Here is a 19,242-nt window from a genome sequence, read left to right as displayed (position 1 = left end):
CGGTCGACGGCATGGAGACCACAGAGACAACCCATCGGATTGGGGACTGGACGGTGTCCGCCGTCTGGACAAAGACCAGCCGGTTCCCATCAGAGCTGCACATCACAACAGAGGAGCCAAGAGCCGCCGAGTACGGCATCACGGGGGCTCTGCTCCGGAACCTGGAACTCATCGAGCACCCCGACCCGCCAGAGGCTGGGGTGGCAATGGATGCGGCGCTTGATGCTTTGCGGGTAGTGCGTGCTCTTCGGGGCGAGGGAAAGGGGGCGGCAGATGACGACTATCTGAAGGCAATGGTCACTGCTTATGTTGCGATGAATAATGCCACTGCTACGACACCGATCGAGAAGATGTCATTCTTTCTTCCGTGTGATTCTCTCTCAATTGAAAAAGATTTGAAGGAAGCGATAAAGCGAGGATTCATCGGATAGGGGGAGGGGCCCCTCTTCCATGGTGATGAGATAACCCGGTCGGGTATTCGGTAAGACCCCTGGGGGTCGGCTCCAGAGTCGGCCCCCTCGGTGTGTCTGGAAGCGGTGCCATGCTGACCAGACTGCCGGTGCTCTAGATCGCCCCCTGCCGCCCTCTCAAGCCCCCCGGTCCGATAGCCGGCGCGGGCCCTGCTGGCCGTTCCTATGGGCCCTTGCGTCGCTCTGAGGCTTGGCTTTCACGCTGCTCGATCATCGGCCTTTCAAGCAGGCAGCTTCGCCACGTCTTTCGTTGCCAGTTCGAAGCCACGGTGATGCTTGTATTCCTCGGGCCGCCAACTTACGGCCGAACGCTCCAAGGCAGGCGACTTGAGAGCGTCATTGCATGCTCGCTTCGCTTGCTGATCGAGCGCAGAACATTGGTTGTGAATTTCTCGCGGCACTTGTGCTTGTGGGTGCCCAGGGGTAGGGGGGGTGTCCGGATATCCGCATTACGCCGATCGGGACGTCATATGGTCTGAGATCCTGTACGGGTTCTCGTGGGCCAACCAGGGCCTGAAGCGGCTCCCTAGAGAGGGTGTGACCACAATCACGGGCCCTTGGGATTGCTGGGCAAGAGGCACTTTAAGCGGCCTAGGGTCCACATTCTGGATTCCTTATTTTTGGTGCGGACACGAGAAAGGCCCCGACCGTGGTGCGATCGGGGCCTGTGGTACTGCTACTTCTGCTTAGTGCACTGTAAAAGGTTCCGTCAGGTTTCCTAGGTCTACCTCCGCTCCGAAATCGACAGTGTTCGAGACTCCTGGCTTATGGGGCTTGAGTTGAATCGTGATTCCAGCCTTCAGTAGATGTCGTGTTCTCTCGCTGTCGTTGCCCTCGTTCTGCCGCCACATGTCAGCGAATGTCTGACCAGTGGGCCGGAACTCATAACGATCCGGCTTGTCTCCCTCTGCTGACAGGGAGTCGTGTTCCTCGAACAATGCCGCAATCTCGGCTTCCGTGGATTGCTTGGCGAAACCGGCAGAGTTCCTGCCTCCCGGCCTAACCGACTGCTGTAGGTCCTGGACGTAGGTCTCAATCTCCCGGAGCCTCTGCGAGTTACTGGAGCCCTTCACGTACAGGCGCTCATGCATCGGGAATCCTCCGATGACTCCCAGGATCATTGTCTCTACGACCTCCCGAACCTTCTCGGCGCGGAACGAGTAACCCTTACCGCACGCCTTGCGATTGGCCGCAGCATTGCAGCGGTAGACCGGCTGCCCCTGTTGTCTCTCCGGGTTGAAGAGGTACAGGTTTCGTCCACAGCCGCCGCAGAGGACTACCCCACGATAGGCGGTCGTGTTCTTTGTGGTCCGCCGAGCAGCGCTGGGCCGACCTAGCATTTCCTCCTGGAGCTTCTGCCACTCCTCTTCAGAGAGGATCGGATCAGCCATCCTGATTTTTCCCTCAGCGGTGAGGATCGCTTGAGACCTCCCGTACTTCTTTCCGGGTACCTTCACTTCTTCGCACTTCCAGCCGAGGATGGTTTCAGACTGGAGAATAGATGTGATGGTCCGTGGTCGCCATACGGGAGTGTCAGCCCCCATTTCCTTACGGCGGTTGGACATGCGCTCTGCACCGGGAGAAGGAATGCCGTCTTTGTTGAAACGGTCTGCAATCTCCGAGTAGGGCTTCCCGGCCATAACTAGCCGGTGCATTTCCCTGATGACCTTTGCCTGGGACTCCCGGACCCGGAGGTACATCGCCCCGTCCTCGCGCCGGTATGTTTCGTATCCGTATGGAGGATTCCCCTTAGCCCAGACGTTCTTTGTTTTGGCGTACTTCTGGAAGCTCTTTACTCGGGTACTGATGTTCTGTGCTTCCATTTGTGCGATGGCTGCAAACAGATCGATGATGACATGCCGGAAGGGGCCCACCATGTCGAGTACCGGTTCCTGTACGGATACCAGAGACTTTCCGCCGTGATTCTCGGCCCACCGGATCATGTCTTGCATGTCTTCGACCTTGCGGACAAACCTGTCCATCTTCCAGAACAGAATTAGGTCGAATTCCGGTGCACGGTTGTTCAGCCATTGCCCGAGGTCGGGCCGCTGTAGTGGCGGGGTCTTGGTCGCCGATATGTGTGCGTCCTTGGCCACACCTACCTCGGTCCACCCCAGGTGTGCCCGCTCTGCGATGTGCCTCCGGCAGTCTTGAAGCTGCCGCTCCAGGGACGTACTGGCGTCCGTCTCGTTGCTGATCCTCAGGGCGATCAGGACCCGTACCGTCTTCATGAGGGGTGACCCTACAAGATCGATACGCCAGTGACCTCGCCTACCTGATGGCCTGGCTGCCCCTCGTCCTCGCCGGAGCCCCCTACCTCTCCCTCGACGCGGTCCTCAGGTCGCGCCGCCGTGCCCGGGCGGGCGGCTACCGCTGACCGCTGCGCGCGGCCTGCCGTCTGCGTACGCCCCGCGCCGCCGCCGTGCCGGCGCCGGCCAGGCAGAGGCCGCCCACCACCAGCGGGATGATCAGGAACCACGGGGCTTCCCACAGCCCGGCCGCGTCGCCGGCGTAGACCGCTCCGGCGGCGCTGAGGAAGAGCCCGGCGACCAGCTTCCCCGGCTGGAACTCATGACGCAGCACGGCTGACCTCCACCTGTCCGACGCCCACCCGCAGATCCAGGGTCAGCGTGCCGGCCTTCTTGCCGGACCCGACCGGTGCCAGGGTCACTTCCTCGTGCCTGCCCGGCTTCACGTCCACGTCCTTCCTGCTGTCACCGGGCAACCGGATGTCGCCCACGCCCACGTCGATGCTCATCCGCACGGTCGCGTCCCGGGGCAGGAGCACCTTCAGCTGCCCCGCGCCCACCTGGGCGTCGGTGGTCACCGTCCGCCCCTTGCCAGGGTGCACCCGCGTCAGGTCCAGGGTGCGGACGCCGGTGCCCGCGGAGTAGGCGGGCCGCACCTGCGCCGTCGCGGCCGGTCTCCAGGACGTCCGGTTCCAGTGGGTCGCTATGTCCTTCGGCAGGGCCGTGGCGCCCGCCAGCAGCCCCGCGGTGACGATCGCCAGGAGCACCGATCCGGCCCCCGTCCGGCCCAGGAACGCGCTGACCGCGATGCCGAGGCCGAAGACCACGAGCGCCCAGGCGAGGCCGGTCTGGAGACTGGTGCCCAGTGGGTGCGTGTCCCACGTCAGCCCGGCGCCCAGTCCGCCGGCCAGCAGGGCGCACAGGAACACCCAGCCGCCGATCCAGCGCGGGCCGCGAGGTCTCGGCGGCGCCGTCCGCGTCGGCCGGGCGGCGCCGGGGTGGGTCCAGGGGAGGCCGATGCCCAGGTCGACGGGGGCGATGTCCCGGTCGCGGGTGTCCGGAGGGCCCCACAGATATCCGGTGCCGCCGACGTGGGTGCCGTCCTTGACGATCGGGTCCCGCCACCAGGAGGCGTGGTGAATGGCGATGACCGGCGGCGCCTTGGCCTCCGGCGGGGCGTCCGCGGCGGCCTGCGCGGCGAGCGGATCCGGGTCGGGGGCGCCGCGGTGCCGCGACCAGTACCCGGCGCCGGCCAGCAGCAGGGAGAGCACCACGGCGAACGCCAGCACCCCGCCGTTCTTCAGCATGGTCAGGAAGATCCCGCAGCCGACCAGCGCGAACAGCACGGCGGCCAGCGCCTGCCCGTCGACCCGCCCGGTCAGCAGCTTGCGGACTTCGTTCTCCTCTTCCTCCTCGTACGGCACGAGCAGCCAGGCGAAGCCGTAGAAGATGAGACCGATGCCACCGGTCGCGGCCAGCACGGCCAGGGTGATCCGGAAGATCACCGGGTCCATGTCGGCCTGCCGTCCGAGCCCCGCGCACACGCCGGCGATCATCTTGTGCCGGCGGTCGCGCCGCAGGCGGCCCGGGGCCCCGGCGGTGTCCTGGTCCTCCGTCCGCTGCTCCGGCTCCCGCTCCGCCGTCGTCGTCCGCCCCGCGGCGCCGGTGCCGGCGGGTCCCTCAACTCCGGGCGCCTGCGTCCCTCCCGCCGCGGCGGGCGCGGCATCCGCCGGCCCGGTGCCCGGGGCCGGGCGCGGGCCGGAGCCGGGTCCCGTACCCGTCGCGGCGTGCTCGTGATCGGTCATGCGTCCATGGTGACGGTCCGTCCGCCGGCAGGGGAGTCGGGATGACCCTGGGCGAACCCTGAGATCGGCCCGGAGGAACGGCGGGAAGGCGTTCGGCGGCGGTCGGCCGCCCGCCGCGCACCGCCCGACCGTAGATCAGGGGAGTCTAGGGGGCGGACCCTGATGCTCCGCCCCCGCGGCCGTGTGACCATCGATGGCATGCCGGAAGCCGCAGCCTCGCCCCTCGACGACCCGCGGCCGCCGCGCAAGCTCTACCGCAGCAGCGACGGCCGCTGGCTGGGAGGAGTGGCGCGGGGCCTCGCCGGGCACCTCGGCCTGCCCGTCATCTGGGTCCGGCTCGCCTTCGTCGGCCTGTTCATGGCCAACGGACTGGGCGCGCTGCTGTACGCCGCGTTCTGGTTCTTCGTCCCGCTCGGCGTCGGCGGCGTCGGCGGCCACAAGCCGCCGCTGGTCGGCACCGAGACCTCGCCGGAGGGCCGCCGCAGACTGGTGGCCCGCAAGCCGGACAAGGGGCAGATGGTCGCCCTGCTCCTCATGGTCATCGTGTCCATGGTCTTCGTGGGCAGCGTCAACGTGACCAACGGGGCCAAGGCCTATCTCCTGCCCGCCGTGCTGGTCGCGGCCGGTGTCGCCCTCGTCTGGCGCCAGGCGGACAACGCCCGCCGGGCCCGCTGGGTCGAGGTCGGCAGCCGCCGGCGCACCCTCACCCTGCTGCGCGCGGGCGTCGGCGTCCTGCTGGTCACCGCCGGCGTCTCCGCCATCTTCGTCATGCAGGGCTCGGCCGCCCACCTCGGCGCGGTCCTCCAGGCCGCGCTCGCCGTCCTCGTCGGCATCACCCTGCTCGCCGGCCCCTACCTGGTCCGGATGACCCAGGACCTGTCCGAGGAACGGCTGATGCGCATCCGCGCCCAGGAGCGTGCCGAGGTCGCCGCCCACGTCCACGACTCCGTGCTGCACACCCTCACCCTGATCCAGCGCAACGCCGACAACGCCGGCGAGGTGCGCCGCCTGGCCCGGGCCCAGGAGCGGGACCTGCGCACCTGGCTGTACAAGCCCGAGGGCACCGGCAAGGACGAGGCGGACGAGCCCGACACGGTCGCCGAGGCGGTGCGGCGCAGCGCCGCCGAGGTGGAGGACAAGCACGGCGTGCCCATCGAGGTGGTCGTCGTAGGCGACTGCCCGCTCGACGAACGGACCGCGGCGCAGATGCAGGCCGCGCGCGAGGCGATGGTCAATGCCGCCAAGTACGGTGGCGAGGGCGGCGCCGTACAGGTGTACGCCGAGGTCGAGGGGAGGACGGTGTTCGTGTCGGTCCGCGACCGCGGCCCGGGTTTCGACCTCGACTCGATACCCGCCGACCGCATGGGTGTCAGAGAATCGATCATCGGCCGCATGGAGCGCAACGGCGGCACGGCCCGGCTACGGGCGGTGCCGGGCGGCGGCACCGAGGTCGAACTGGAGATGGAGAGGGCGGAGAAGACGTCATGAGCGACGCGACCGAGGCGAGCGGTACGGCGGGAGCGGCGGAACCGGCCGGGTCCGGCCCGGCCGGGAAGCGGCATGTGCGCGTGGTGCTCGTGGACGACCACCGCATGTTCCGCACCGGTGTCCAGGCCGAGATCGGCCAGACCGCCGAGACCGGGGTCGAGGTGGTCGGCGAGGCCGCGGACGTCGACCAGGCGGTCTCGGTCATCACCGCGACCCGGCCCGAGGTGGTCCTGCTCGACGTCCATCTGCCGGGCGGCGGTGGTGTCGAAGTGCTGCGCCGGTGCGCCGCGTTGACGGCGGACGCCGAGCGGCCCGTCCGCTTCCTCGCCCTGTCCGTCTCCGACGCCGCGGAGGACGTGATCGGCGTGATCCGCGGTGGCGCCCGCGGCTACGTCACCAAGACCATCACCGGCACCGACCTGGTCGACTCGGTCTTCCGGGTACAGGAGGGAGACGCGGTCTTCTCCCCGCGCCTGGCCGGGTTCGTCCTGGACGCCTTCGCCTCCACCGACGCCCCGCCGGTCGACGAGGACCTGGACCGCCTCACCCAGCGCGAACGGGAGGTGCTGCGCCTGATCGCCCGCGGTTACGCCTACAAGGAGATCGCCAAGCAGCTCTACATCTCGGTGAAGACGGTCGAGTCCCACGTCTCGGCGGTCCTGCGCAAGCTCCAGCTCTCCAACCGCCACGAACTGACCCGCTGGGCCACGGCACGCCGGCTGGTCTGAGCCGCCGCGCCGCCTCACGACACCCTGGTCGCCCCCGCGAACGGCATCTCGTCGACGGGGGCCACCCGGACCGGGGCCGAGGGGTTCGGGGCGTGGATCATGCGGCCGTTGCCGATGTAGATGCCGACATGGCTGATGCCGGAGTAGAAGAAGACCAGGTCGCCGGGCTGGAGCTGGGAGCGGGGCACCCGCCGGCCCGCGTTGATCTGGGCGTAGGTGGTGCGGGGCAGGGACACGCCCGCGGAGCGGTAGGCGGCCTGCACCAGCCCCGAGCAGTCGAAGGCGTTGGGCCCGGTCGCGCCCCAGACGTAGGGGCTGCCGAGCTTCTGGTAGGCGTAGGCGACGGCCGCGGCCGCGCGGGAGCCGGAGGCGGCGACGGACCCTGCCTGCTCAAGGGCCGCCCGGGTGTCCGAGGCGGAGCGCGAGGCGTGGCCGGCGCCGGCTCCCGCGCCGGCGATCCGTGACCGCTCCGCCGGAGTGAGCCTGGCCAGCAACCTGCGCGCCTCCCCGAGCTTCGCGGTGACGGTTTGCTTGTGCCGCCGTACCTCCGCCTGCCGCGACCGCAGTGACGTCAGCTCGGCGCGGGCGTCGCCGCGCAACTGCTCGATCTCGCGGAGCTGCTCCCGTACCCGGGTCACCGTCCCCGCCTGCCGGTCGCCCGCCCGCTCCGCGAAGGCGGCGCCGTCCAGGTACCGGTCCGGGTCGCTGGACAGCGCGAGCTGCCACGAGGGGTCGATCGCGCCGTCGCGGTACTGCGCCGCCGCCAGCGAACCGAGCTCGTCGCGCGCCGTGTTGAGCTTCTGCTGTCGGCGTGCGGCCTCGTCCCGCAGCGAGTTCAGCCGCCGCTGGGCCGCGTCCGCCTTCTCCTTCGCCCCGTCGTACTTCTCGGTGGCGGTCTCCGCCTCCCGGTACAGCCTGTCGACCTTGGCCTTCACCTGGGCCGGCGTCAGCTGCGGTTCGGCGTTGCCCGTGCCCTCGAAGGCCGCCGCGGTGGCCGCGCCCGCCAGGGCGAGGGTCACGGCCGTGCGGGCCGTGTTACCGCCGAGGGAGCGCTGTCGGGGCCTGCGGTGCGCTGCCACCTGGACCGTCACGTCCTTCCATGGGACCTCTGCGGCCGAGCGGTCGGGGTGTCCGGCGGCCGCCCGCACAGGGGAACGGACCACCGCCGGACCTTTCTCGGCGGAGGTGACCGGCGGCCGCCCCTGGCCCGGGCGGCGTGGGAAGCCGGTCACCTGGGGGAGGACGCTAGGCCGGACTGTGACAGGTTGGTAACGCACTGTACGGAAGTGGCCGAGACGGACCGGGGCGCGTCAGTCCGTGACCGCTCTGCCGGTCCATGGTTGCCGCCTTCACGCTGCGTAGTGACCGAAGCGCGCATTGAGGGGTTCACGGGGGCCCTGTGGTGCTATGGGGCGCATATATGCAAGATCAACTCACACGGAGCGCGGCTGTGGGCGGGCCCGGTGACCGGCCGCCCGGGGCCTCCTCATAGGCTCCGGGTCATGGACGTACTCATCCATCTCTTCGTCGGCCTGCACATCATCGGCATCGCCGCACTGCTCGGCGGTTTCCTCACCCAGATGAAGGCGATGGGCCAGGGCACGGCCCGGTTCGTCCCCGGGATGCTGCACGGCGCGTTCACCATGCTGGTCACCGGCGTGGCCCTGGTCGGGCTCAACGAGGCCGACGGCCACCACGTCGACTCCTTCAAGATCGGCGTGAAGCTGGCCCTGCTGATCGTGATCCTCGGACTGGTCTACGTCCAGCGCGACGTGGAGAAGGTGGACAAGCGCGTCTTCGGGCTCGTCGGCCTGCTGACCGTGGCGAACATCTTCATCGCCGTGCTGTGGACGTGAGACTCAGCGCGCCCTGACGAGCCCGGCGCGGCCCGCGAGCGCCGCGCCGGCCGCGACCGCCACCCACACCGCCACCGTCAGCCACACCAAGGCCTCGCCCGGCTGCCGCAGCCACCCGATGCCCATGACCGCGCCGACCGACAGGGCCGACGCAGCGGTCATGCCCAGCGAAAACACCGTCGACCACCGCCGCACGTCGTAACGCAGCCGCGGCCGGGCCACCTCGGCCGCCAGCAGGACCACACAGCACGCCAGGTCCAGTACCAGCAGCGCGACCGTGACGTTGCGGAGCACGCCCCGGTCGTCGTCGTTCCACAGGTACAGCCGCGCACTGTCGGCGGCCAGTAGCTTCGCCCCGGCCAGCGCCGAGATGGCGAGCGCCCCGCCCACGATCCAGTGGTCGCCGGCGCCCTCCAGCACCTGACGCGGATCGAAGCGCGCCAGCGCCAGGCAGTAGAGGACCAGGCCCAGCCAGAACAGCACCAGCGCGGCGCGCGCGAGCCAGGCCGTCGTCTCCGCCGCGGCCAGGGTGGCCGCCAGCACCGCGAGCCCCTGTGTGGCCACGCAACACAGGAACACCGCCCCCGGCATGCGCCGCTCCCAGTGCGGTACGACGAGAAGGAGCAGCACCGGCCACAGCACAACCGCCAGTGCCAGGGCGGCCTCGGCCAGGGTCTGCCGGCCGAGCAGCGAGAGCCGGGTGCCGAGCACGGTCGTGGCGGCCACGGTGGTGAGCGCGCCGGGGCTCTTCGCCTCGGCCATCCACCGCGGCCGCTGCGTCACCAGCCGCACGGTGAAGTCGGCGGCGAGCGCCGCCCAGGCGAGGCAGCCCAGCCACAGGAAGACGAGCGACACCGTCTCGGCACCGGTCAGATGCAGGGCCACCGACACGATGCCGCTCGCCATGACGGCCGCCCCCGCCGCCGGCGGACGCCCCGCCCACCACGTACGCACACCGGAGAAGCGGGGCATGGGCATGAGCCCGATGCTAGGCCGTGTCCGCAAAGTCGCGTCTGCGTCACGACGCCCGGCACGCACTCTCGCCGCACCGGCCGAAAGCCCGAGTACACCCAGTACGAGGGCATCCGGCCGGCACTCCCCCAGCCTTCGGCCGGGGGACCCCCAGAGCACGCACCGGACGCCGCGACGCCCGCCCTGCGGGCGAACGACGCGACTTTGCGGACACGACCTAGGGAGCGGGGCCGCCCGCGCTCGCGGGGCACGCGCGCGTGGAGCCCGAAAAGAGCACCGTCAGGCCGGCCGCACCACCCGGTGGACCACCGACTCGCCCGCCAGGTGCACCGGCTCCTCGCGCACGTACGCACCGGGGCGCGGGGCGTGGATCATCGTCCCGTCGCCCGTGCACAGGCCCACATGGCTGCTGTCGTGGTGGAAGAAGACCAGGTCGCCGGGGCGCGCTTCGTCGAGCGGGACGGCGGTGCCCATGGCGGCCTGGTCCCGCGCGGCACGCGGCAGGGCGACGCCGGCGGCCTTCCAGGCGGCCTGCGTCAGGCCGGAGCAGTCGTATGAGCCGGGCCCGCTGGCGCCGGAGACGTACGGCTTGCCGATCTGGGCACGGGCGAAGGCGATCGCCCTCTCTGCCTTGGTGACGGGGGCGTGCGGTACGACGGGCGGGGCGCTCGGCCGCCGCGCTGCGGACCGCGTCCGCTCCGGCGCCTGGGCCGGGACCGGAGAAGCAAGGACCGGAGGAGCCAGGACCGGGCCGGCGGCCGGTGCCGAAGCGAAGGCCTGAGCCGGGTCCGGAGCCGGGATCGCATCGAGCAGCGGGTCCGGAGCCGGGGTCGCATCGAGCAGCGGGTCCGGAGTGGGGATCGCATCGAGAATCGGACCCGCGGTCGAAGCCGGGGCCTGGAGCGCCAACGGATCCGTGGTGGAGGCCGGGGCCTGGAGTGGAGCCGGTGCCGGCATCGGTTCCGCGGCCGAAGCCGTCAGCCGGATCAGCAGCCCGCGCGCGGTGACGAGTTTGTGCTGGACGGCCGCCTTGGCCGTCCTCACGTCGTACGGTGCGGCGGTCGCCGGCGCCTCGTGAGCCCTGGGGGCCTTGCGCTCGGCGGCGCCCTTCACCCGGGAGGCCAGCCGGTTCATCAGCCGGTTCTGGGCGAAGTGGTCCTCCGGGAACTCCGCGAGGAGCGAACCGGCCGGCTCCGGAGCGGCGGCGAACGGAGCCAGCCCCTCGCGGGCCTTCGTGAACAGTCCCGGGCGCCGGACGGCCTCCGCGCGCGGGGCCTCGGCGCGAGCCCGCTGCACGGCCGAGGGCTCCTCGTCCGGGTCCGCCCTGCGGTACAGCTCGTCGATCTTCTTCTCGACCTCCTCCAGGCTCGGCCTGCCGTCGCCCGCGGAGGGGGCGGAGGTCGAGGCGGACGCGGCCGTCTGGGACAGGACGGCCACGGAGGTGAGGGCGGCGGTGGCCAGGACGGGGGTGCGGATGCCCGTCCCGCGGGTCCCCGGGGGACCCGGCTTGCGGTGCGACGCCAAGGCTGGCGACTCCTTCCAACGTGCCGCCTACCGGGTTAGCTGTCGGGTTCGGGCGGGTGGTTCGGAAGGGTTGCCCTACGGCGTCTTCCCGGGCGGGAGTCGGCCGATTCACCCCAGGATCGGTGGGTCCCCGGCTCCGGCCGCCGTGAAGGGCGCACCGGACTCGGCGGAGGCCGCGCGGCCCGGCGAGGTTCGCCGGTAGGGGTCGTGCGGCCTGACGGAAACCTAGCCAACTCGTGTGACTCCTGTGAAGGTTGCTGTGCCATATGTCCGATACATTTCCGTGACCCGGGGCCGGTTTCATACAGGCGTGACAAGGCGATCTCGCAGGGTGAGGAGTCCGGCCGGGTCCGCGGCACGCCGGCCGGCGCGCTCGACGCGGGTCCTGTCGCCGACCTCACGGCCGCCGGTTTTCCGGTGCCGGGACCGGTTGTCGGTGCGGCCCCCTAGACTCGTAGAGCGATGAGCAGCCTCTTTGACGACAGCTTCCTGGCGGACCTCCAGGCCCCTCGTGGGCACGCGGAGGAGCCCCCGCCGCCGCCCGAGGACGATCACGCTCCGGAGCCCCTTCCGGACGATCTGTTCGGCGGGAAGTTCGACGTGCCGCCGGACCGGGACGCGCACTACCGCGACGGCGCCCCGCGTCCCGTGACCGACCCGGACGCGCTGCTCCGGGGGCTGAACGACAACCAGCGCGCCGCGGTGGTCCACGCCGGCTCTCCGCTGCTCATCGTGGCCGGCGCAGGCTCGGGCAAGACCCGCGTGCTCACCCACCGCATCGCCCACCTGCTCGCCGCGCGGAACGTGCACCCCGGCCAGATCCTCGCGATCACCTTCACCAACAAGGCCGCGGGCGAGATGAAGGAGCGGGTCGAGCAGCTCGTCGGCCCGCGCGCCGGCGCGATGTGGGTGATGACCTTCCACAGCGCGTGCGTGCGCATCCTGCGCCGCGAGTCCAAGAGACTCGGCTTCACGTCGTCCTTCTCGATCTACGACGCGGCCGACTCCAAGCGCCTGATGGCCCTGGTCTGCCGCGACCTCGATCTCGACCCCAAGCGCTACCCGCCGAAGTCCTTCAGCGCCAAGATCAGCAACCTCAAGAACGAGCTGATCGACGAGGAGGACTTCGCCGCCCAGGCCACCGACGGCTTCGAGAAGACCCTCGCCCAGGCGTACGCGCTCTACCAGTCGCGGCTGCGCGAGGCGAACGCGCTGGACTTCGACGACCTGATCATGACGACGGTCAACCTGCTGCGCGCCTTCCCGGACGTCGCGGAGCACTACCGCCGCCGCTTCCGGCACGTCATGGTCGACGAGTACCAGGACACCAACCACGCCCAGTACGCCCTGGTCCGGGAGCTGGTGGGCACCGGGCAGCACGACGAGGACGTGCCGCCCGGCGAGTCGGACCTGCCGCCCGCCGAACTGTGCGTGGTGGGTGACGCGGACCAGTCGATCTACGCCTTCCGCGGCGCGACGATCCGCAACATCCTCCAGTTCGAGGAGGACTACCCGAACGCGACGACGATCCTGCTGGAGCAGAACTACCGCTCCACGCAGACCATCCTGTCCGCCGCCAACGCGGTCATCGAACGCAACGAGTCCCGCCGCCCGAAGAACCTGTGGACCAACGCCGGCCAGGGCGCGCGGATCACCGGCTACGTCGCCGACACCGAGCACGACGAGGCCCAGTTCGTCGCCGAGGAGATAGACCGCCTCACCGACGCGGGCGAGGCGAAGGCCGGGGACGTCGCCGTCTTCTACCGCACCAACGCGCAGTCCCGTGTCTTCGAAGAGATCTTCATCCGCGTCGGCCTGCCGTACAAGGTCGTCGGCGGCGTCCGCTTCTACGAGCGCAAGGAGGTCCGGGACGTCCTCGCCTACCTGCGTGTCCTCGCCAACCCCGAGGACTCGGTGCCGCTGCGCCGCATCCTCAACGTGCCCAAGCGCGGCATCGGCGACCGGGCCGAGGCGATGATCGACGCCCTCTCCCAGCGCGAGAAGATCAGCTTCCCGCAGGCGCTCAAGCGCGTGGACGAGGCCTATGGCATGGCCGCGCGCTCCACCAACGCGGTCAAGCGGTTCAACACGCTGATGGAGGATTTGCGGACCGTCGTGGAGTCCGGCGCCGGACCGGCCACCGTGCTGGAGGCCATACTCGAACGCACCGGTTACCTGGCCGAGTTGCAGAACTCCACCGACCCGCAGGACGAGACCCGCATCGAGAACCTCCAGGAACTCGCGGCGGTGGCGCTGGAGTTCGAGCAGGAGCGCGCGGAGGGCGAGGCGGGCACGCTCGCCGACTTCCTGGAGCAGGTCGCGCTGGTCGCCGACTCGGACCAGATCCCGGACGAGGAGGACGGCGACGGCGTCATCACCCTGATGACCCTGCACACCGCCAAGGGCCTGGAGTTCCCGGTCGTCTTCCTGACCGGCATGGAGGACGGCGTCTTCCCGCACATGCGCGCCCTCGGCCAGACCAAGGAACTGGAGGAGGAGCGGCGCCTGGCGTACGTGGGCATCACCCGCGCGCGGGAGCGGCTCTACCTCACCCGGTCGGCGATGCGCAGCGCCTGGGGCCAGCCGTCGTACAACCCGCCCTCCCGCTTCCTGGAGGAGATCCCGACCGCCCACCTGGAGTGGAAGCGGACCGGAGGGGCGGCGCCGATGTCCTCCGGACCCGCTGGCGGGGTCGCCGCGTCGCTGTCCTCCTCCCGCTCCCGTTCCGCGGCGTCGGGCGCGTCCGGGTTCGCCACCCGGCGCTCGGCCGAGAAGCCCGTGGTCGCCCTGGCCGTGGGGGACCGGGTCACGCACGACCAGTTCGGTCTCGGCACGGTCGTCGGGGTCAAGGGCACCGGCGGCAACGCGGAGGCGACGATCGACTTCGGCGACACCAAGCCGAAGCGGCTGCTGCTGCGGTACGCGCCCGTCGAGAAGCTCTAGGCGACCCGTCGGGCAGCCCCGGACGACAGGAGCCCCGCCGGCCGGGCGGGGCTCACGTCATTCTCCGGTTGCTTCGAGGCTCAGTTCGGGTCCAGCCCGTGGCTGCGCAGCCACGGCAGTGGGTCTATGGCCGCCCCGCCGGCCGGCCGGACCTCGAAGTGCAGGTGCGGGCCGGTGGAGTTGCCGGAGTTGCCGGAGTAGGCGACCGGCTGGCCGGCCTTGACCTCCGTACCGGAGGCGACGCGGTAGCTGGAGAGGTGGCAGTACCAGGTCTCCGTGCCGTCCTTCGCCGTCACGATCATCATGTTGCCGTAGGCGCTGTTCCACTTGGTGGAGACGACGCCGTCGGTCGCGGCCATCACCGTGGTGCCGTACGACACCGGGAAGTCGATGCCCGTGTGGACGGACATCCAGTTCACGCCCGCCTGGCCGAAGTAGGCGCTGAGCCCCTTCTGGGCGACCGGGATCGCGAACTTGGGCCGCAGCCGCTCCTTGAGCGCGGCCTCGGCGGCGGCCTTCTTCTTCTGCAGTTCCTGCTGGGTCTTGAGGTCGATGCGTTCCTGCGTTCGGCTGGCCCGGTCGGCGAAGTCGTCGGCGCCCGCGGAGAGGGTCCTGAGCTGGCTGTCCAGCTTGCTGTTGGCGACGGAGGGCTTGACCGACTGCGCGTCCGACGCGGTGGTCGAGGTCTCCTTGCCGTCGTCGGTCAGGCCGCCGACGGAGGCGGCGGCGATGCCGGCGACGCCCATCACACAGGCCGACGGCACCGCGATGGTCAGCAGCGCGGAGCGCTTGGGCGGTGTACGGCGACGGGAACGCGACGCGCTGCGGGAGCCCGCGCGAGGAGCGGGGATCGGAGCGGACTCCTCCTGGTCGTCGAGCAGAGCCGGTACGACGGGCAGCTCGCCCGTGTCGCCCGGCTCGCCGCTCCCGGCGGCCGCTTCCTCGTACTCGGCGGCCTCCGCGTACTCACCGAACTCGGCTGCACCGGTGTACTCGCCGCTGCCCGCGTACTCGCCGGCCTCGGTGTACTCGGCACTCTCGGCGTACTGACCGAACTCGCCCGTCTCGGCGGCCTGCTCGAACGGCTCGGCGGGATGGTCGTGCGGCGCGGCGAGCTGCTCGTGCGGTGTTCCGAGCTGGTCGTGCTGCACGGACGTGCCGTCGGAGTTCCACTGCGTGGCGTCGTACACGCCGGTGTCATAGGTCTGGGTGCCCCACTGCCACTGCTGGGTGTGGTCGGCGCCGGCGGACTGGTCGTGCTGCAGCCAGGTGTTCGCGTCCCACTGGCCGCTGACGTCGTTGCCCGTGGCCTGCGCGGGGACCGTCCAGGCGGTGGTGTCGTACGCGCCCGTGTCGTAGGCCTGGTGCTGGGCCGCGTACGGGTCGTACTGCGTGAACTGGAACTGGCCCGTGCCGGTCTGCCACTGCGTGCTGTCGTAGGCGCCCGTGTGCTGCTCGTCGCCCGGGAGGCTGCCGAACAGCGGGTCGGCGGCGAAGGCGCCGGTCCCGGCGGTGCCGGCCGTGAAACCGGTGGCGTCGTAGCCGCCGTACGTGGTGAGGTCGTCGTACTGGGCTTCCTGCGTTCCGTACGCGTAGTGCCCGGTGGAGGCGTCGGAAGCCGGGGTCGGGGTGGTCATGGTCCCCGACGGGTGACGGTCGTTCACCAACTTCTCTTTCGCCTCGACAACGGTGGCTGCCAGAGCAGTGCGGCGACTGTACCCGGCGGTACGCGGGCGCGACAATCGTCGGCCGGTTTCAGGGAGGCCGGAAACGGGCATTCGGCCGTGATTCGGGGGCCCGTGAACCCGAGTTTGGCTTTGTGTTCGAGGAATGTTCGATGCCGGATGACGCTGTGTCACCTGTGGAACGGCTGTGTCACGCCCCCCGCGCGGCCCCGGCTCACCCTTCCGGGGCGGCCTTTCTCACGCCACCGTCACTCCGCCGGTGAGCGGGTTCTCGACGGGCGCGTCCTCGAGGGCCTCACGTATCCCGGACGCCACGGCGGGGTGCACCGGCAGAGCGAGATGCCCGATGCCCGTCACCCGGACGTTGCGCACCTCCAGGTCGGGGTGGTCGATACAGGCCGATTCCAGGGGGTCCATCACGGAGTCGAGGTCGCTCCAGAAGCTGACGAACCGGGTGCGGCAACCGGGCGCCGGCCTGGTCAGCTCCTCGATCACCTCGGAGCCGGGGCGCATCTGCCGCACGATCGGGTGGGCGCTCGCCAAGGGCATGGCCCGGGTGCCGGAGTGCGGGGTGCCGAGGGTGACGAGCGTGCGCACCCGGAGGTCACCGCCCAGACACTGTGTGTAGTAGCGCGCGATGAGCCCGCCGAGGCTGTGGCCCACGATGTCGACCTGCGTGCTGCCGGTGCGCTCGCAGATCTCCTCGACGTGCCGGCCCAGCAGTTCGGCGGCGATGCGTATGTCGCACGTCAACGGAGAGTAGTTGAGTGACTCCACCCGCTGCCGGCCGCTGCGTGCCAGGCTGCGGCGCAGCAGGACGAAGACCGAGCGGTTGTCGATGAAGCCGTGCAGCAGCACCACCGGCGGTCCGGGCCTCTCCGGCAGCCGGGTGGTGCCGTCCCGGTCCCGGGCGGCGGCCGCGGGGCCGCGGCGCTCCTGGGTGAGGCCGGTCGGGTACAGCAGCAGGTGACCGGCCAGGATCGCCGCTTCCAGCGCCGTCGCCTTGAGCAGGGTCATGGAGAGATCGACCAGTCTGCCGGGCCACAGGCGCCGGTAGAGCGGGAGGACGAGCGGCAGTACCCCGGTGACCTTCATTGGCCGACCTCCAGTCGGCACGTGGGGGGCGGCTCGGTCCCCCGCGTGCCCTCATGTCCCACTATGTGATTTCCCCCTCCCCGCGCACCGTAAAACTGCCGGTTGCGGGATGCTGGCGATAACGTTCGTTCACTTCGCGACGGGTGGCGGGACGCGCCAAAAGTGCGGTACTTGTCGTTACGGACGGAAGCGATCGCTTCCGGGGTCGTCTGATGGAGGCAGTGATGGGTGTGGCAGCCGGTCCGATCCGGGTGGTTGTGGCCAAGCCGGGGCTCGACGGCCACGATCGCGGGGCCAAGGTCATCGCGCGTGCGCTGCGCGACGCCGGTATGGAGGTCATCTACACCGGACTGCACCAGACGCCGGAGCAGATCGTCGACACGGCGATCCAGGAGGACGCCGACGCGATCGGCCTGTCGATCCTCTCGGGCGCCCACAACACCCTCTTCGCCGCCGTGATCGATCTCCTCAAGGAGCGCGACGCCGAGGACATCCTCGTCTTCGGCGGCGGCATCATCCCGGAGGAGGACATCGCGCCCCTGAAGGAGAAGGGCGTCGCGGGGATCTTCACGCCGGGAGCGACGACCGGGGCGATCGTGGAGTGGGTACGGGAGAACGTGCGCCAGCCGGCCGCTTCCTGAGCCCGAGCCGCCGCAGACGCGCGGGGCCGTGAGGCTCCGGAGGCGTCGCCCCCGGAGCCCTTCGAAGCCGGACGGCTTCCCGGATCAGACCCCGGCGGGCCCGGGCGTGCCGTCCGAAGCCAGTTCCGCGGCCATCGCCGCCCGCAGCCGCAGGGTGGTGACGAGCCGCTGGAATGCCTCCGCCCAGTACCCCCCGGCGCCCGGTGAGGCGTCCTCCCGCTCGTCGGGTATCGCCAGCAGGCCGTCCAGACGGGTGACCTCCGCCGGATCGAGGCACCGCTCGGCCAGTCCCATCACTCCGCTGAAGCTCCAGGGATAGCTGCCCGCGTCCCGCGCGATGTCCAGGGCGTCCACCACGGCCCTGCCCAGCGTGGCGGCCCAGGGGACCGCGCACACCCCGAGCAGCTGGAACGCCTCGGACAGCCCGTGCGTCGCGATGAAGCCCGCCACCCACTCGGCCCGCTCACCGGCGTCGAGCGCGGCCAGCAGCTTCGCCCGCTCCGCCAGGGACACCGCCCCGGGCCCGCCGGCCTCGGGCGCCGACGGCGAGCCGAGCAGCACCCTCGACCACTCGGCGTCGCGCTGCCGCACCGCCGCCCGGCACCACGCGGCGTGCAGCTCGCCCTGCCAGCCGTCGGCCACCGGCAGCGCCACGATCTGCTCCGGGGTGCGCCCGCCGAGCCGCCCCGGCCAGGTGTCCAGCGGCGCCGCCTCCACCAGTTGGGACAGCCACCAGGACCGTTCCCCTCTTCCGGTGGGAGGTTTGGCCGCCACGCCGTCCCGTTCCATGCCCGGATCGCACTCGTGCGGCGCCTCCACGACGAGCGTGGGGGAGGCCGCCGTGCGGTCGACGGCCACACAGGCCGCGGCCCGCCCCGCCATACGACGGGCGAGTGCCGAGCCGGGCAGCGACGACAGCAGTTCCGCCGCCGTCGCCCGGACGTTGCGGCTGCGGTCGCCCAACGCCTGTTCGAGGAAGGGCTCGTCGTCGATCGACAGGCCCGCGCGCAGCGAGTCGAGGAACATCAGACGGTCCTCCGCGCGCTCCGTCGGCCAGGTCTCCTCCAGCAGTTCCCGCGCGAGGGCGGGCGTTGCGGCCCGCAGCGCGCCCAGCAGGGCGACCCGTTCGGCGAACAGCCCCTCCTGCCACAGCCGCCGCACCGCCTCGCCGTCCCCGGCGTCGGGCAGCGCCGTACCGCCACCCGGCGCCGCGCGCAGGGCGAACCGCCAGTCCGGGTTGAGCCGCGCCAGCCACAGCGCCCGCGGCCCGGCGAACGCCAGCGCCGCCGGCCGCAGGTCGGTGCGGCCCCGGGCGGCGTCCAGCAGTGCGGGCAGCGCCTGGGCGGGGGCCGCGTAGCCGTGGGCGCCCGCCGCCGCCAGCCACTGCGGGAGCAGTTCCATGAGGTCCGGCGAGCTGCCCCGCCGCCCGCCGCCCGCACCGCCGGAGCGGTCCGCCAGCAGGGTGGCGAGCCTGCGGGCCGCGGCCGCGGGCAGTGCCGGACGCGGGTCCTCGGGGGCGGGCTCCGGCCGCCGCGCGGCCCGTCCGGGCCGCAGGCCCGCGCGCCGCCGCACGGTCGCCACGGCAGCGGCGTCCAGCAGAGCCACGGGGGCCTCCCGCCCGGCCGCGACTGCCGGCGGCTGCCGCCGGTCGGTGCCGAGCAGGGCGGTCGTGACCAGTTCCTCCCAGGAGGCCTCGCCGTTCCGCGTGGCCGGCGTCGCGTCCATGACGTCCCCTTCCCCTTCCGTCACTGAGGGCGCTGCCCCGTTCTTCCGCCGGCGTGGTCCG

Annotated in this window: 16 protein-coding genes and 1 riboswitch; of the genes, 7 read left to right on the top strand and 9 right to left on the bottom strand. The window is 71.0% G+C overall.

All coding sequences use genetic code 11. From position 1 onward, the window contains the following. Positions 1-11 precede the first annotated feature (11 nt). On the top strand, positions 12-431 hold the full coding sequence (locus tag ACZ7JA_RS02865; protein ID WP_470806936.1) for a hypothetical protein: 420 nt from the start codon (positions 12-14) through the stop codon (positions 429-431). A gap of 725 nt (positions 432-1,156) precedes the next feature. Here the strand turns inward: ACZ7JA_RS02865 and ACZ7JA_RS02860 are convergent. After that, complete coding sequence (locus ACZ7JA_RS02860) at positions 1,157-2,701, bottom strand: recombinase family protein (RefSeq protein ID WP_470806935.1); 1,545 nt, start codon at positions 2,699-2,701, stop codon at positions 1,157-1,159. A 5-nt stretch (positions 2,702-2,706) separates the two neighbouring features. Between ACZ7JA_RS02860 and ACZ7JA_RS02855 the strand changes: the two genes are divergently transcribed. After that, positions 2,707-2,847, top strand: coding sequence for a hypothetical protein (locus tag ACZ7JA_RS02855; protein ID WP_470807143.1), 141 nt, complete (start codon positions 2,707-2,709; stop codon positions 2,845-2,847). Here ACZ7JA_RS02855 and ACZ7JA_RS02850 read toward each other — a convergent pair. Together ACZ7JA_RS02850 and ACZ7JA_RS02845 are read right to left on the bottom strand one after the other, a co-directional pair. Continuing rightward, the gene (locus ACZ7JA_RS02850; protein ID WP_351672147.1) at positions 2,838-3,053 is read right to left on the bottom strand and encodes a hypothetical protein; all 216 of its coding nucleotides are present in this window, start codon (positions 3,051-3,053) and stop codon (positions 2,838-2,840) included. The genes ACZ7JA_RS02855 and ACZ7JA_RS02850 overlap by 10 nt on opposite strands. Continuing rightward, the gene (locus ACZ7JA_RS02845) at positions 3,040-4,524 is read right to left on the bottom strand and encodes a PspC domain-containing protein (protein WP_470806934.1); all 1,485 of its coding nucleotides are present in this window, start codon (positions 4,522-4,524) and stop codon (positions 3,040-3,042) included. Before ACZ7JA_RS02845 ends, ACZ7JA_RS02850 begins: the two co-directional genes overlap by 14 nt. Before the next feature lie 198 nt (positions 4,525-4,722). Between ACZ7JA_RS02845 and ACZ7JA_RS02840 the strand changes: the two genes are divergently transcribed. Both ACZ7JA_RS02840 and ACZ7JA_RS02835 read left to right on the top strand, forming a co-directional pair. Next, complete coding sequence (locus tag ACZ7JA_RS02840; protein WP_389303743.1) at positions 4,723-6,012, top strand: ATP-binding protein; 1,290 nt, start codon at positions 4,723-4,725, stop codon at positions 6,010-6,012. Beyond that, positions 6,009-6,740, top strand: a complete 732-nt coding sequence (locus ACZ7JA_RS02835) for a LuxR C-terminal-related transcriptional regulator (protein WP_389303745.1) — start codon at positions 6,009-6,011, stop codon at positions 6,738-6,740. The genes ACZ7JA_RS02840 and ACZ7JA_RS02835 overlap by 4 nt, the downstream gene beginning before the upstream one ends. Before the next feature lie 14 nt (positions 6,741-6,754). Here ACZ7JA_RS02835 and ACZ7JA_RS02830 read toward each other — a convergent pair whose 3' ends face one another. Then, complete coding sequence (locus tag ACZ7JA_RS02830; RefSeq protein ID WP_351672163.1) at positions 6,755-7,819, bottom strand: C40 family peptidase; 1,065 nt, start codon at positions 7,817-7,819, stop codon at positions 6,755-6,757. Positions 7,820-8,242: 423 nt separating this feature from the next. Here ACZ7JA_RS02830 and ACZ7JA_RS02825 point away from each other — a divergent pair, with 423 nt between their 5' ends. Beyond that, positions 8,243-8,596: a hypothetical protein gene (locus tag ACZ7JA_RS02825; RefSeq protein WP_470806933.1), complete on the top strand. Its 354-nt coding sequence runs from the start codon at positions 8,243-8,245 to the stop codon at positions 8,594-8,596. 3 nt (positions 8,597-8,599) lie between these two features. Here ACZ7JA_RS02825 and ACZ7JA_RS02820 read toward each other — a convergent pair whose 3' ends face one another. Together ACZ7JA_RS02820 and ACZ7JA_RS02815 are read right to left on the bottom strand one after the other, a co-directional pair. Further along, on the bottom strand, positions 8,600-9,568 hold the full coding sequence (locus tag ACZ7JA_RS02820) for a tellurite resistance/C4-dicarboxylate transporter family protein (protein WP_470807137.1): 969 nt from the start codon (positions 9,566-9,568) through the stop codon (positions 8,600-8,602). Between the two features lie 279 nt (positions 9,569-9,847). Continuing rightward, positions 9,848-11,092, bottom strand: a complete 1,245-nt coding sequence (locus tag ACZ7JA_RS02815) for a C40 family peptidase (protein ID WP_470806932.1) — start codon at positions 11,090-11,092, stop codon at positions 9,848-9,850. Between the two features lie 8 nt (positions 11,093-11,100). Beyond that, positions 11,101-11,271, bottom strand: a riboswitch (cyclic di-AMP (ydaO/yuaA leader). Between the two features lie 283 nt (positions 11,272-11,554). Here ACZ7JA_RS02815 and pcrA point away from each other — a divergent pair. After that, the gene (gene pcrA, locus ACZ7JA_RS02810; protein WP_470806931.1) at positions 11,555-14,035 is read left to right on the top strand and encodes a DNA helicase PcrA; all 2,481 of its coding nucleotides are present in this window, start codon (positions 11,555-11,557) and stop codon (positions 14,033-14,035) included. 80 nt (positions 14,036-14,115) lie between these two features. Here the strand turns inward: pcrA and ACZ7JA_RS02805 are convergent, their stop codons facing one another. Both ACZ7JA_RS02805 and ACZ7JA_RS02800 read right to left on the bottom strand, forming a co-directional pair. Then, positions 14,116-15,699 carry a M23 family metallopeptidase gene (locus tag ACZ7JA_RS02805; protein ID WP_470806929.1) on the bottom strand — a complete coding sequence of 528 codons (1,584 nt, stop codon included), beginning with the start codon at positions 15,697-15,699 and terminating at the stop codon, positions 14,116-14,118. A 258-nt stretch (positions 15,700-15,957) separates the two neighbouring features. After that, positions 15,958-16,815 carry an esterase/lipase family protein gene (locus ACZ7JA_RS02800; RefSeq protein WP_351670318.1) on the bottom strand — a complete coding sequence of 286 codons (858 nt, stop codon included), beginning with the start codon at positions 16,813-16,815 and terminating at the stop codon, positions 15,958-15,960. Between the two features lie 224 nt (positions 16,816-17,039). On the opposite strand from ACZ7JA_RS02800, the gene ACZ7JA_RS02795 reads away from it, so the two are divergent. Further along, complete coding sequence (locus tag ACZ7JA_RS02795) at positions 17,040-17,456, top strand: cobalamin B12-binding domain-containing protein (protein WP_358935494.1); 417 nt, start codon at positions 17,040-17,042, stop codon at positions 17,454-17,456. An 84-nt stretch (positions 17,457-17,540) separates the two neighbouring features. Here ACZ7JA_RS02795 and ACZ7JA_RS02790 read toward each other — a convergent pair whose 3' ends face one another. After that, a complete protein-coding gene (locus ACZ7JA_RS02790; RefSeq protein ID WP_470806927.1) occupies positions 17,541-19,181 on the bottom strand; it encodes a DUF5691 domain-containing protein in 1,641 nt (546 codons plus the stop codon). Positions 19,182-19,242: the final 61 nt, after the last annotated feature.

The sequence above is a fragment of the Streptomyces sp. NPDC038135 genome, assembly GCF_055601245.1.
The sequence above is the reverse complement of the archived record's forward strand: the minus strand, read 5'-3'. Positions and strand labels throughout refer to the sequence as shown.